Source organism: Variovorax sp. AC103 (assembly GCF_979254005.1).
Window position 1 is genome coordinate 17,946 of record NZ_CEEDFC010000019.1, and the last position, 13,748, is coordinate 31,693.

Consider the following 13,748-nt stretch of genomic DNA (forward strand, 5'->3'; position numbering starts at 1 on the left):
CGGAATGGCTGCTGAAAACGCTGCGGAACATGGTCAGACCGCGGGTGAATACATCGTTCACCACTTGACGCACCTGCAAAGCTCCAAGCCTGGAGGTGTTGCGGACCTGACTGTTTTCAATTTCGACTCACTGTTCTTCTCGATCCTGCTCGGCGTGCTGGGCTGCTGGCTGCTCTGGCTGGCTGCCCGCAAGGCCACTTCGGGTGTTCCTGGTCGTTTTCAAGCGGCTGTCGAACTGCTCGTCGAAATGGTCGACCAGCAGGCCAAGGGCATCGTTCACAACGCCGCGAGCCGCAAGTTCGTCGCTCCGCTGGCGCTCACGATCTTCGTCTGGATCTTCCTGCTGAATGCAATGGACCTGTTCCCGGTCGATTTGTTCCCGGCGATCTGGGCCAAGATCTTCCACATTGCCGGCGAAGACCCGCACCACGCCTACCTGCGCGTCGTGCCTACCGCCGACCTCTCGGTGACCATGGGCATGTCGGTGGCCGTGCTGCTGATCTGCATCTACTACAACATCAAGATCAAGGGCGCCGGCGGCTGGATCCACGAGCTGTTCACCGCACCCTTCGGCAACCACTGGGCGCTGTACCCCTTCAACTTCGCCATGCAGATGATCGAGTTCGTCGCCAAGACGGTCTCGCACGGCATGCGGTTGTTCGGCAACATGTACGCCGGTGAACTGATCTTCCTGCTGATCGCCCTGATGGGCGGTGCCTGGTCCATGTCGGCGACCGGCATCGGCCTGGCCATCGGCCACATCGTTGCGGGTACGGCCTGGGCCATCTTCCACATCCTGATCATCACGCTGCAAGCCTTCGTGTTCATGATGTTGACGCTGGTCTACATCGGCCAGGCCCACGATCACCACTGATCATCCGTTTTCGTTTCTGTTTTTTGTTTTCTCTTCAACCAAAGTCCTCTAGGAGTCATCATGGAAGTTATTAGCTTTGTTGCACTGGCCGCCGGCCTGATCATCGGTCTGGGCGCTGTGGGCGCATGTATCGGCATCGGCATCATGGGCAGCAAGTACCTCGAGTCGGCCGCACGTCAGCCTGAACTCATGGGCGAACTTCAAACCAAGATGTTCCTGCTGGCTGGTCTGATCGACGCCGCTTTCATTATCGGCACCGGTATCGCTCTGTGGTTCGCAACGGCCAACCCGTTCCTGGCTCAGATCGCCAACCTGCCGAAGTAAGTCTTTCTCCTCGGACCCGTGTCGTCGTTCCCCACTGCGGAATGGCTTCGCATTCAATCCCAAAGAGAGGGTAAAAAGTGAGCATTACCGGTACCCTGATCGTTCAGATGATCGTGTTCCTGATCCTGGTCGGGTTCACGATGAAGTTTGTGTGGCCGCCGATCGCGAAAGCGCTGGACGACCGCGCTGCGAAGATCGCCGAAGGCCTCGCTGCCGCCGACAAGGCCAAGTCCGAGTTGTCCGCCGCCAACAAGCGCGTGGAAGCCGAGCTGGGCCAGGCACGCAACGAGTCCGCGCAACGTCTTGCCGACGCCGAACGTCGCGCCCAGGCCATCGTTGAAGAGGCCAAGGCCCGCGCGACCGAGGAAGGCAACAAGATCGTTGCAGCCGCACGTGTCGAAGCCGACCAGCAGGCACTGAAGGCCCGTGAAGCACTGCGCGAGCAGGTTGCCGCACTGGCCGTCAAGGGCGCAGAGCAGATTCTGCGCAAGGAAGTGAATGCAGGCGTCCACGCCGATTTGCTCGCTCGTCTGCAGACCGAACTCTGATAGAAGCCATGGCAGAACTCGCCACCATTGCACGCCCCTACGCCGAGGCGCTCTTCAAGGCGTCGTCGTCCGACGTCGCCGGAACCAGCGCCTGGCTTGAAAAGATTGCCGCCATCGCGGCCAATCCGGAGCTCCAGCAGTTCGCCGACAACCCCAAGGCCACGGCCGAACAGGTGATCGGCGTGGTCGCCGGTGCATTCGGTGCACCGCTGGCCGCTCCTGCCCAGAACTTCCTGTCCGCACTCCTCGAGAACGGGCGTTTTTCGGTGCTGCCGGAAATTGCGAAGCAGTTCCGGGCACTGGCCAACGCGAAGAGCGGTTCGTCCGACGCCGTGGTCTACAGCGCCTTCCCGATCGATGCGGCGGCCTTGGCCACCGTGTCGGCCGCGCTCGAAAAGCGTTTCGGCCGCAAGTTGCAGGTCACGGTCCAGCAAGAGCCGGAACTGATCGGCGGCATTCGTGTGGTGGTCGGCGACGAGGTGCTCGACACCTCCGTCAAAGCGCGCCTTGAACAAATGAAAGTTGCGCTGGCGGCCTGACGGTCTCCATCGCCTTACAAAGAAAGAAGGAAAGAGTCATGCAACTCAATCCCGCAGAAATTTCCGAACTGATCAAGAGCCGCATCGAGGGCCTCGGGGTCAGCGCCAACATCCGCAATGAAGGCACCGTGGTGTCGGTGACCGACGGCATCGTGCGCGTGCACGGCCTGTCGGACGCCATGCAGGGCGAAATGCTCGAGTTCCCGCCGAGCGCCGACGGCACGCCGTCGTTCGGCCTGGCCCTGAACCTCGAGCGCGACTCGGTCGGCGCCGTGATTCTGGGTGAATACGAACACATCTCCGAAGGCGACACCGTGAAGTGCACGGGCCGCATTCTGGAAGTGCCGGTGGGCCCCGAGCTCATCGGCCGCGTGGTGAACGCACTGGGCCAGCCGATCGACGGCAAGGGTCCCATCAACGCCAAGCTCACCGACGTGATCGAAAAGGTCGCTCCGGGCGTGATCGCACGGAAGTCCGTCGACCAGCCGCTGCAGACCGGCCTGAAGTCCATCGACTCGATGGTGCCGATCGGCCGTGGCCAGCGCGAGCTGATCATCGGCGACCGCCAGACCGGCAAGACGGCCGTCGCCATCGACGCGATCATTGCCCAGAAGGGCCAGGGCGTGACGTGCATCTACGTCGCCATCGGCCAGAAGGCTTCGTCGATCAAGAACGTGGTGCGCTCGCTGGAACAAGCCGGTGCCATGGACTACACGATCGTGGTCGCCGCTTCCGCTTCGGAATCGGCCGCCATGCAGTACGTGTCGGCCTACTCGGGCTGCACGATGGGCGAGTACTTCCGCGACCGCGGCGAAGACGCGCTGATCGTCTATGACGACCTGTCCAAGCAAGCCGTGGCCTACCGCCAGGTGTCGCTGCTGCTGCGCCGCCCGCCAGGCCGCGAAGCCTACCCCGGCGACGTGTTCTATCTCCACAGCCGCCTGCTCGAACGCGCAGCCCGCGTGAACGCCGACTACGTCGAAGCCTTCACCAAGGGTGAAGTCAAGGGCAAGACCGGTTCGCTGACCGCACTGCCGATCATCGAAACGCAAGCCGGCGACGTGTCCGCTTTCGTTCCGACCAACGTGATCTCGATCACCGACGGCCAGATCTTCCTGGAAACGAGCCTGTTCAACGCAGGTATCCGCCCCGCCATCAACGCCGGTATCTCGGTGTCGCGCGTGGGTTCGTCGGCTCAGACGAAGATCATCAAGGGCCTGTCCGGCGGTATCCGTACCGACCTGGCGCAGTACCGTGAACTGGCTGCGTTCGCGCAGTTCGCTTCCGACCTGGACGAAGCCACCCGCAAGCAGCTCGACCGCGGTGCCCGCGTGACCGAACTGCTCAAGCAGTCCCAGTACAGCCCGCTGCCGATCTCGCTGATGGGCGCGACGCTGTTCGCCGTGAACAAGGGTTTCATGGACGACCTCGACATCAAGAAGGTGCTGCCGTTCGAACACGGCCTGCATCAATTCCTGAAGTCCAGCTACGCCCCGCTGCTCGACAAGATCGAGAAGTCCAAGGCGCTCGACAAGGAAGCGGAAGCCGAATTGACGGCCGCCGTCACCGCGTTCAAGAAGTCGTTCGCCTGATCGACGCCTTGACCGACGCAAGAAGGAGCTCTCATGGCAGCTGGTAAGGAAATCCGCGGCAAGATCAAATCGGTGGAAAACACCAAGAAGATCACCAAGGCCATGGAAATGGTCTCGGTTTCCAAGATGCGCAAGGCGCAGGAACGCATGCGCGCCGCTCGCCCCTACAGCGAAAAGATCCGCAACATCGCGGCCAACCTTGGCAAGGCGAACCCGGAGTACACCCACGCGTTCATGAAGACGACCGAGGCCAAGGGCGTCGGTTTCATCATCGTGACCAGCGACAAGGGCCTGTGCGGCGGCTTGAACACGAACCTGCTTCGTGCTGTCACGACCCGGCTGCGCGAAGCGCAGTCTGCAGGCAACGTGGTCGAGTCGGTTGCCATCGGCAGCAAGGGCCTGGGCTTCCTGAATCGCATCGGCGCCCGCGTGGTGGCCCATGTGACGCAGCTGGGCGACACGCCGCATCTCGACAAGCTCATCGGGCCTGTCAAGACGCTGCTCGACGCCTACGCCGAAGGCAAGCTGTCGGCTGTGTACCTGTGCTACACGAAGTTCATCAACACCATCAAGCAAGAGCCGATGGTGGAGCAACTGCTGCCGCTGAAGGCCGAGACGCTGCAGACCGACCCGGGACATCATTCGTGGGACTACATCTACGAACCCGACGCGCAAAGCGTGATCGACGAGCTGCTGGTGCGCTACGTGGAATCGCTGGTGTACCAGGCCGTGGCCGAGAACATGGCGTCCGAGCATTCGGCGCGCATGGTGGCCATGAAGGCTGCGACCGACAACGCCGGCAATGTGATCAGCGAGCTGAAGCTGGTCTACAACAAGACCCGCCAAGCCGGCATCACGAAGGAACTCTCCGAAATCGTGTCCGGCGCGGCCGCCGCCGCGGGCGTGTGACCGAGGCGATGCATCTGCACGGCTGACCGGGTGCACTCTGCGCGCCCTGTCGCCGATCTGAATCATTCAAGGGTGCCGGCCCGTCCGGCATTCTTGCAAAAGCGGCCCGCGATGGCACAAGGACGCTTCTGCAAGAACCTGTCGCAACATTATTGAGATCCAGAAGGAAACGCCATGGCTGAAGGAAAAATTGTCCAATGTATCGGCGCCGTGGTCGACGTGGAGTTCCCGCGCGACCAGATGCCGAAGATTTACGACGCTCTGAAGTTCGAAGGCAGCGCGCTGACCCTCGAAGTGCAGCAGCAGCTCGGCGACGGCGTCGTGCGCACGATTGCACTGGGCTCGTCCGACGGCCTGCGCCGCGGTCTGATCGTGACCAACACCGGTGCCTCCATCACGGTGCCGGTCGGCAAGGCCACGCTGGGCCGCATCATGGATGTGCTGGGCTCGCCCATCGACGAACGCGGCCCGGTCAGCCAGGAACTCACCGCCTCGATCCACCGCAAGGCCCCCGCGTACGACGAACTGTCGCCGTCGCAAGACCTGCTGGAAACCGGCATCAAGGTGATCGACCTGGTGTGCCCGTTCGCCAAGGGCGGCAAGGTGGGCCTGTTCGGCGGCGCCGGCGTGGGCAAGACCGTGAACATGATGGAACTCATCAACAACATCGCCAAGGCTCACTCGGGTCTGTCGGTGTTCGCCGGTGTGGGTGAACGTACCCGCGAAGGCAACGACTTCTATCACGAGATGGCCGACTCCGGCGTGGTGAACCTCGAGAAGCTCGAAGACTCGAAGGTCGCCATGGTCTACGGCCAGATGAACGAACCTCCGGGCAACCGTCTGCGCGTGGCGCTGACCGGCCTGACCATCGCCGAGTCGTTCCGCGACGAAGGCCGTGACGTTCTGTTCTTCGTGGACAACATCTACCGCTACACGCTGGCCGGTACCGAAGTGTCGGCACTGCTGGGCCGCATGCCTTCCGCCGTGGGCTACCAGCCGACGCTGGCCGAGGAAATGGGCCGCCTGCAAGAGCGGATCACGTCGACCAAGGTCGGCTCGATCACCTCGATCCAGGCCGTGTACGTCCCTGCGGATGACTTGACCGACCCGTCGCCCGCCACTACCTTCGCCCACTTGGACTCCACCGTAGTGCTGTCGCGCGACATCGCCTCGCTGGGGATCTACCCCGCCGTGGACCCGCTGGACTCGACCTCGCGCCAGCTCGACCCGAACGTGGTCGGCGAAGAGCACTACAACGTGGCCCGCGCCGTGCAAGGCACGCTGCAGCGCTACAAGGAACTGCGCGACATCATCGCGATTCTGGGCATGGACGAACTGGCACCGGACGACAAGCTGGCCGTGGCCCGCGCTCGCAAGATCCAGCGTTTCCTGTCGCAGCCGTTCCACGTGGCCGAAGTGTTCACGGGCTCGCCTGGCAAGTACGTGCCGCTGGCCGAAACCATCCGTGGTTTCAAGATGATCGTGAACGGCGAAGCCGACCACCTGCCGGAACAAGCGTTCTACATGGTCGGCGGCATCGACGAAGCGTTCGAAAAAGCCAAGAAAATCGCCTAAGGCGACATAGGAACTCAGATGGCAAACACCATTCACGTCGACGTGGTCAGCGCGGAAGAGTCGATCTTCTCGGGCGAAGCCAGGTTCGTCGCGCTGCCCGGTGAAGCCGGTGAGCTCGGCATCTATCCGCGTCACACCCCGCTGATCACGCGCATCCGCCCCGGCGCGGTGCGCATCGAAACGGCCGATGGCAAGGAAGAGTTCGTCTTCGTGGCTGGCGGCATTCTCGAAGTGCAGCCCAATTCCGTCACCGTGCTGTCCGACACCGCGATCCGCGGCAAGGACCTCGACGACGAGAAGGCCAACCAGGCCAAGGCTGCGGCGGAAGAAGCCCTGAAGAACGCGAAGAGCGACATCGACATCGCGATGGCGCAATCGGAGCTGGCCGTGATGGCAGCCCAGATCGCGGCGCTGCGCAAGTACCGCCAGAAGAAGTAAGCAAGAGCCCGGTCTCTCTGCTCGGAAGAAGCCGCCCTCGGGCGGCTTTTTTGCGTCTGTGCCTTTCCGAGGCCGATTGCAACCATCTTTGATCTGAATATGGTCGAAGTTCAGCCTTGTCTGGCTGAAGCCCTGCCCCTAGTATTCGGCGCGAAGACAAGAAAAGAACACGGAGACAAGACGTGGCACGTTGGAGTGGCATCACCGCCGATGAAATGCGCTTGCTGGAAACGACCTTCTGGTCGGCCGGCGGCTCGCGCCATGCCATGGCCGAACAACTCGGCTTTTCCAAGAGCAAGGCCAACGGCCTGATTGCCGGCCTCGTCGACCAGGGCTTGCTCGCCGAAGCCGGCCTGCAACGTTCCTCGGGCGGGCGCCGCGCGGAAAACCTCCAGCTCCACACCGCGCTCGGCGTGCTCGTGGGCATCGACATCGGTGCCACCAGCCTCGACGTGGCCGTGCTGCGCCCCGACCTCACGGTGCTGGCCCAGCACGAAGAATCCGCCGACGTGCGCGAAGGCCCGACCGTCGTGCTGGCGCGCGTGCGCATCCTCATGCGCGAGCTGCTGGCACGCTGCGGCTGCGGCGCCAAGGACGTGCTCGGCATCGGCATCGGCGTGCCCGGCCCCGTGAACTTCGAGATCGGCCAGCTCGTGAACCCGCCGCTGATGCCGGCCTGGGACGGCTTCTCGATCCGCGACTACCTGCGCGAAGACTACGCCGCGCCGGTCTTTGTCGACAACGACGTGAACCTCATGGCGCTGGGCGAACTGTGGCGGCTCAAGCGCTCGCTGAACAACTTCCTCGTCATCAAGATTGGCACCGGCATCGGCTGCGGCATCGTCTGCCACGGCGAGGTGTACCGCGGTGCCGCCGGTTCCGCCGGCGACGTCGGCCACATCTGCGTCGACCAGGAAGGCCCGCGTTGCCATTGCGGCAACCTCGGCTGCGTCGAAGCGATGGCCGCGGGCCCCGCCATCACGCGCATGGCCGTGCAGGCTGCGGAGGCTGGCGAAAGCGCGGCGCTCGCCGAATGCCTTCGCGTTCATGGCCGCATCGACGCCATCGACGTAGGCCAGGCCAGCCGCGGCGGCGACACGGCGGCCAACGGCATCATCCAGCGCGCCGGCAGCCTGATCGGGCAGATGCTCGCGTCGGTCGTCAACTTCTTCAACCCGTCGCACGTGTTCATCGGCGGCGGCATCACGCGCATCGGGCCGCTGTTCCTTGCGGCCGTGCGCCAGAGCGTGTACCAGCGCTCGCTGGCGCTGTCCACGCGGCATCTCGAGATCCAGTACACGCCGCTGGGCATGCAGGGCGGACTGGTGGGCGCGGGCGTGCTCGCGATGCATGAAACCCTCAAGGTCCGCGGAGTGGCGCCATGAACGCTGAAATCAAGGGCAGCGTCGCCGTCGAGTTCGACGGCGTGGTGAAGGCCTTCGGCCCCGTGCAGGTGCTGCACGGCGTGAGCTTCGCGCTGGCGCCCGGCCGCGTGTACGGCCTGCTCGGCGAGAACGGCGCGGGCAAGTCCACGTTGATGAAGATCCTGGCCGGCTACGAGCAGCTCACCGGCGGCGCGCTGCGCATCAACGGCCAGCCGCAGCAGTTCACGAGCTCGCGCGACGCCGAGGCACTCGGCATCGTGCTGATCCACCAGGAGTTCAACCTCGCCGAAGACCTGAGCGTGGCGCAGAACATCTTCCTGGGCCATGAAAAGAAGAAGGGATGGCTGCTCGACGACGCATCGATGGAGCGCGAAGCCGCCGCCGCACTCGCCGCCGTCGGCCTGCAGGTCGATCCGCGCACCAAGGTCCGCAAGCTCATCGTTGCCGAGAAGCAGCTCGTGGAGATCGCCAAGGCCATCGCCCGCCGCGCCCGCCTGCTCATCATGGACGAGCCCACCGCCACGCTCACGCCCGGCGAGACCGAGCGCCTGTTCAAGCTCATCGCGCAGTTGCGCGCGGACGGCGTGACCATCGTCTACATCTCGCACAAGCTCGACGAGGTGGAGCAGGTGACCGACGAGGTCATCGTGATGCGCGACGGCCGCTTCGTCGCGCGCGCACCCACCGCCGACGTCACGCGCCACCAGATGGCCAACCTGATGGTGGGCCGAGAGCTGGCCGATCTCTACCCACCGCGCGACGTGGTCGTGGCCGCCGATTCGGCCGCGATGCGCGTGCGCAACTTCAACGTGCCCGGCTGGGCGCAGGACGCGAGCTTCGAGGTGCGCCCCGGCGAGATCCTCGGCTTCGCGGGCCTGGTCGGCGCGGGCCGCACAGAGCTCTTCGAAGGCCTGCTCGGCCTGCGCCCCGCGAGCGGCAGCGTCGAGATGCTCGGCAAGCCCGTGCCCGGCGGCAAGGGCTGGCGCAACCCGCGCGACGCCGCGAAGAACGGCCTCACGTACCTGAGCGAAGACCGCAAGGGCAAGGGCCTGCACGTGGACTTCGGCCTGCGCCAGAACCTCACGCTGATGGCGCTCGAACGCTACGCGCAGCCATGGCTCCAGCCCGAGGCCGAACGCGGCGCGCTGGCCGCGGCGGTGAAGGACTACGGCATTCGCACCGGCTCGCTCGAGGTCAGGGCCTCGTCGCTGTCGGGCGGCAACCAGCAGAAGCTGGCGCTCGCCAAGGTGCTGCAGCCGCAGCCGAAGGTGGTGGTGCTCGACGAGCCCACGCGGGGCGTGGACGTGGGCGCCAAGCGCGACATCTATTTCCTGATCCAGCGACTCGCCCGCGAAGGGCTCGCGGTGATTGTCGTCTCGTCGGAGCTGATGGAGCTGATCGGCCTGTGCCACCGCGTCGCGGTGATGCGGGCGGGCAAGCTCGTCGCCACGCTGGACGCGGACCATCTCACAGAAGAGGAGCTCATCGCTCATGCCACCGGAACAGCAGACACCCCAGCCCCCGCCGCAGCCTGAAGCGGCCTCGCACCGCAGCGAAGCCAAGCCCGGCTGGACCGAGCGCCTGCACGGCCTCGGCCCGGTCATCGGCCTGGTGCTGCTGTGCATCGCCGGCACGCTGCTCAACAGCGACTTCGCCACCGTCGACAACGCGATGAACGTGCTCACGCGCACGGCCTTCATCGGCATCATCGCGGTGGGCATGTGCTTCGTGATCATCTCGGGCGGCATCGACCTGTCGGTGGGTTCGATGGCCGCGCTCATCGCGGGCAGCGTGATCATGTTCATCAACTGGGCCGGGCCCGCATCGGGCTCTCCGCTGCTGGCGGTGGTGATGGGCGCGGTGCTGGCCATCGTGCTCGGCGCGGTGTTCGGGCTGGCCCACGGGCTGCTCATCACCAAGGGCCGCATCGAGCCCTTCATCGTGACGCTGGGCACGCTGGGCATCTTTCGCGCCTACCTCACCTACTTCGCCGACGGCGGCGCGCTCACGCTCGACAACGACCTGTCGGACCTGTACGCGCCCGTCTACTACGCGAGCCTGGCGGGCATTCCGGTGCCGGTGTGGGTGTTCGTGATCGTCGCGATCATCGGCGGCGTCATCCTGAACCGCACGGCCTACGGGCGCTACGTGCAGGCCATCGGCTCGAACGAGCAGGTGGCGCGCTATGCGGCCGTGGACGTGGACCGCGTGAAGATCATGACCTACGTGCTGCTGGGCGTGTGCGTGGGCATTGCCACGCTGCTGTACGTGCCGCGGCTGGGCTCGGCCTCGCCGACCACCGGCCTGCTGTGGGAGCTGGAGGCGATCGCCGCGGTGATCGTCGGCGGCACCGCGTTGAAGGGCGGCGCGGGCAGCATCACCGGCACGGTGGTGGGCGCGATCCTGCTCTCGGTCATCAGCAACATCCTGAACCTCACCAGCATCATCAGCGTGTACCTGAATGCGGCCGTGCAGGGCTTCGTGATCATCATCGTCGCGTTCCTGCAGCGCGGCCGGCGCTAGTTTTTTCGTCCGTTTGTTCGTTGTTCGTTCGTTCTGTTCCACCCACCAAGAGGAGACATCCAGCATGACCACTTTCACCCGACGCCTCGCCCTCACGGCCGTTGCCGCCGCAGCATTCGCCAGCCTGCCCGCGCTCGCCGCGGAAAAGGTCAACCTCGGCGTTTCGATTCCCGCGGCCACGCACAGCTTCATGGGCGGCATCAACTACTGGGCCAACCAGGCGAAGAAGGACCTCGAGAAAGAGCACAAGGACCTGAAGATCACCATCAAGACGGCCGCCAACGCGCCCGAGCAGGCCAACCAGCTGCAAGACCTGTCGACGGTCACCAAGATCAACGCGCTGGTCGTGTTCCCGTTCGAATCGGCCGCGCTCACCAAGCCGGTCGCGCAAGTCAAGGCCAAGGGCGCGTACGTCACCGTGGTCGACCGCGGCCTGACGGACACCAGTGCGCAGGATGCGTACGTGGCCGGCGACAACACCGCCTTCGGCAAGATCCCGGCCGAATACATCGTGAAGACGCTGGGCGGCAAGGGCAACGTGGTGGCGCTGCGCGGCATTGCGACCACGCTGGACAACGAACGCATGGACGCCTTCAACGCGGTGCTCAAGGGCAGCCCCGACATCAAGCTGCTGGACGCCAAGTACGCCAACTGGAACCGCGACGACGCCTTCAAGGTCACGCAGGACTACCTGACGCGCTTCAAGCAGATCGACGCCATCTGGGCCGCCGACGACGACATGGCCGTGGGCGTGCTCAAGGCGATTTCGCAGGCCAAGCGCGACGACATCAAGATCGTGTTCGGCGGCGCGGGCGCCAAGGACATGGTCAAGACCATCATGGACGGCAAGGACAAGCGCATCGGCGCCGACGTGAGCTACTCGCCCAAGTTCATCTACGACGCGATCAAGCTCACGGCCGAAGCGCGCCTGAAGGGCGAGAAGCTGCCGGCGACCACGATCATCCCGTCGGTGTTGATCACCAAGGACAACGCCAAGGATTTCTACCACCCGAACTCGCCGTTCTGAGGCGTCTTGCTCCCTCTCCCCGAGGGGAGAGGGAACAGTTTCAGGAAACACGAGGAGATCGATGACCGACACCCCGCTTCGCAAGCTGCGCTACGCCATGGTCGGCGGCGGGCGCGACGCCTTCATCGGCGCCGTGCACCGCAAGGCCATGGCGCTGGACGGCCAGATCGAACTGGTCGCCGGCGCGCTGTCGTCCAGTCCGGACAAGGCGCGCGCCTCGGGCCGCGACCTGGGCCTGGCCGACGCGCGCAACCACGGCGACTGGCAGGCGCTGCTGGCCGACGAGCTGAAGCGCCCGGCGCACGAGCGCATCGACTTCGTGTCGATCGTCACGCCCAACCACGTGCACTTTCCGGTGGCGCAGGCCTTCGCCGAAGCGGGCTTCCACGTGGTGTGCGACAAGCCGCTGGTGCACACGCGCGAACAGGCCGATGCGCTGGTCGCCACCGTGGCCAGGCAGGGCACGGTGTTCGGCGTCACCTACAACTACACCGGCTACCCCATGGTGCGGCAGGCGCGCGAGATGGTGCGCGCGGGCCAGATCGGCGACGTACGCAAGGTGGTCGTCGAATACAACCAGGGCTGGCTCGCGAGCCATGTCGAGAGCGGCACCAACAAGCAGGCCGATTGGCGCACCGACCCCGCCCGCAGCGGTGCGGCCGGCGCCATCGGCGACATCGGCTCGCATGCCGAGAACCTCGTGGCCACCGTCACCGGCCTGCAGATCGAAAGCCTGTGCGCCGACCTGAGCGCACTGGTGCCGGGCCGCACGCTGGACGACGACGGCAGCCTGCTGCTGCGATTCCAGGGCGGCGCGCGCGGCGTGCTCATCGCCTCGCAGGTCAGCACCGGCCTGGAGAATGACCTGCGCCTGCGCGTGTCGGGCACGCTGGGCACACTCGAATGGCACCAGGAGCAGCCGAGCCGACTGGTGCACCTGCCGCACGACGGGCCCCAGCGCGTGCTGACGCGCGGCGCGCCGTGGCTGTGCGAATCCGCGCAGCGCGCGAGCCGGCTGCCGGCGGGGCATCCGGAGGGTTTCATCGAGGCCTTCGCGAATGTGTATGCGGGCGTGGCGGCGGACATCCGCGCGCGGCTCGCGGGGCAGGTGGCCGACCCGCTGGCGGCGGATTACCCGCGCGTGGAGGACGGCGCGCGCGGCGTGCGCTTCATCGAACGCACGGTGGCCTCGGCGAAAAGCGAATTAAAGTGGACGCCCTGGTAGCGCGCCGTGCGCTGCACCGGCTTCCATGACACCCTCCGCACCCGACACGTCCAGCAGCGCGTCCCAGACGACACCCACCTGGCTCACCGCCCTGTGGCGGCGCTGCGCCACGCTGTTCCCGCTGAAGCTGGCCGGCAACCTGGTCGCCACCATCGGTTTCTTTCCGCTGTATTTCTGGACCATGAAGAACGCGGGCCAGGCGTGGGTGCTGCCGCTCACCGCCTTCGACCGGTTGATCGCGTTCTCGCCGGTGCTGCTGCCCGTCTACCTCTCGCTGTGGGGCTACATCGCATTGCCGGTGCTGCTGGCCAAGGACAAGCGAGAGCTGTGGGGCTTCTCGTCCGGCTGCGCGTCGATGACGGCGCTGGCGCTGCTCGTGTTCTGGTTCATGCCCACGGCCATTCCGAACTTCACGGTCGACACCGTGCCGGGCACCTCGCTGCAGTTCCTGAAGATGGTGGATTCGGCCGGCAACGCCTTTCCCTCGTTGCACGTCTCGTTCTCCGTGTTCGCCTGCGTGGTGCTGGCGCGGCAGCTGCGCGAGGTGGGCGCGCCGGCGTGGCTTCGTGTCGTGAACGTGGCGTGGGCCGCGGGCATCGTCTATTCGACGATGGCGGTGCGCCAGCATGTGCTGATCGACGTGCTCGGCGGCTTCGTGCTGGGGGTGGCGCTCGGTGTCGCGACGCGGCAGCGTGCCGCGGCCACCGCACCTGTGCGCGCACGTCCGGCGTAGGCCGATTGCGCTATTCCGCCGCGGCGGCGCGCGCGGTACAACCCCTGCATCGTCGT

General features: G+C 65.3%; 14 protein-coding genes. All 14 read left to right on the top strand.

Annotation, left to right across the window (positions count from 1 at the left end; translation table 11 throughout):
- The first annotated feature begins 4 nt into the window (after positions 1–4).
- The gene (gene atpB / locus AC0IYU_RS24415; protein ID WP_472122082.1) at positions 5–874 is read left to right on the top strand and encodes a F0F1 ATP synthase subunit A; all 870 of its coding nucleotides are present in this window, start codon (positions 5–7) and stop codon (positions 872–874) included.
- 60 nt (positions 875–934) lie between these two features.
- Entirely contained in the window at positions 935–1,198 is a 264-nt protein-coding gene (atpE, locus tag AC0IYU_RS24420) for a F0F1 ATP synthase subunit C (protein ID WP_007830191.1), read from the top strand.
- A gap of 77 nt (positions 1,199–1,275) precedes the next feature.
- Positions 1,276–1,746, top strand: coding sequence for a F0F1 ATP synthase subunit B (locus AC0IYU_RS24425; RefSeq protein ID WP_007830193.1), 471 nt, complete (start codon positions 1,276–1,278; stop codon positions 1,744–1,746).
- Positions 1,747–1,754: 8 nt separating this feature from the next.
- Positions 1,755–2,285: a F0F1 ATP synthase subunit delta gene (locus AC0IYU_RS24430; RefSeq protein ID WP_435441137.1), complete on the top strand. Its 531-nt coding sequence runs from the start codon at positions 1,755–1,757 to the stop codon at positions 2,283–2,285.
- A 38-nt stretch (positions 2,286–2,323) separates the two neighbouring features.
- Positions 2,324–3,877, top strand: coding sequence for a F0F1 ATP synthase subunit alpha (atpA, locus tag AC0IYU_RS24435; RefSeq protein ID WP_435441136.1), 1,554 nt, complete (start codon positions 2,324–2,326; stop codon positions 3,875–3,877).
- A gap of 33 nt (positions 3,878–3,910) precedes the next feature.
- Complete coding sequence (gene atpG / locus AC0IYU_RS24440) at positions 3,911–4,786, top strand: F0F1 ATP synthase subunit gamma (RefSeq protein ID WP_472122085.1); 876 nt, start codon at positions 3,911–3,913, stop codon at positions 4,784–4,786.
- Positions 4,787–4,960: 174 nt separating this feature from the next.
- A complete protein-coding gene (gene atpD / locus AC0IYU_RS24445; RefSeq protein ID WP_435441134.1) occupies positions 4,961–6,361 on the top strand; it encodes a F0F1 ATP synthase subunit beta in 1,401 nt (466 codons plus the stop codon).
- An 18-nt stretch (positions 6,362–6,379) separates the two neighbouring features.
- On the top strand, positions 6,380–6,799 hold the full coding sequence (locus tag AC0IYU_RS24450; protein ID WP_409171974.1) for a F0F1 ATP synthase subunit epsilon: 420 nt from the start codon (positions 6,380–6,382) through the stop codon (positions 6,797–6,799).
- Between the two features lie 215 nt (positions 6,800–7,014).
- A complete protein-coding gene (locus tag AC0IYU_RS24455) occupies positions 7,015–8,184 on the top strand; it encodes an ROK family protein (RefSeq protein ID WP_472122351.1) in 1,170 nt (389 codons plus the stop codon).
- Positions 8,181–9,719: a sugar ABC transporter ATP-binding protein gene (locus tag AC0IYU_RS24460; RefSeq protein WP_472122088.1), complete on the top strand. Its 1,539-nt coding sequence runs from the start codon at positions 8,181–8,183 to the stop codon at positions 9,717–9,719. The genes AC0IYU_RS24455 and AC0IYU_RS24460 overlap by 4 nt, the downstream gene beginning before the upstream one ends.
- The gene (locus tag AC0IYU_RS24465; protein WP_472122091.1) at positions 9,676–10,707 is read left to right on the top strand and encodes an ABC transporter permease; all 1,032 of its coding nucleotides are present in this window, start codon (positions 9,676–9,678) and stop codon (positions 10,705–10,707) included. The genes AC0IYU_RS24460 and AC0IYU_RS24465 overlap by 44 nt, the downstream gene beginning before the upstream one ends.
- A gap of 64 nt (positions 10,708–10,771) precedes the next feature.
- Positions 10,772–11,734 carry a substrate-binding domain-containing protein gene (locus AC0IYU_RS24470; protein WP_472122094.1) on the top strand — a complete coding sequence of 321 codons (963 nt, stop codon included), beginning with the start codon at positions 10,772–10,774 and terminating at the stop codon, positions 11,732–11,734.
- Positions 11,735–11,795: 61 nt separating this feature from the next.
- On the top strand, positions 11,796–12,959 hold the full coding sequence (locus AC0IYU_RS24475) for a Gfo/Idh/MocA family protein (protein ID WP_472122097.1): 1,164 nt from the start codon (positions 11,796–11,798) through the stop codon (positions 12,957–12,959).
- Positions 12,960–12,984: 25 nt separating this feature from the next.
- On the top strand, positions 12,985–13,692 hold the full coding sequence (locus AC0IYU_RS24480; protein ID WP_472122099.1) for a phosphatase PAP2 family protein: 708 nt from the start codon (positions 12,985–12,987) through the stop codon (positions 13,690–13,692).
- The last annotated feature ends 56 nt before the right edge of the window (positions 13,693–13,748 follow it).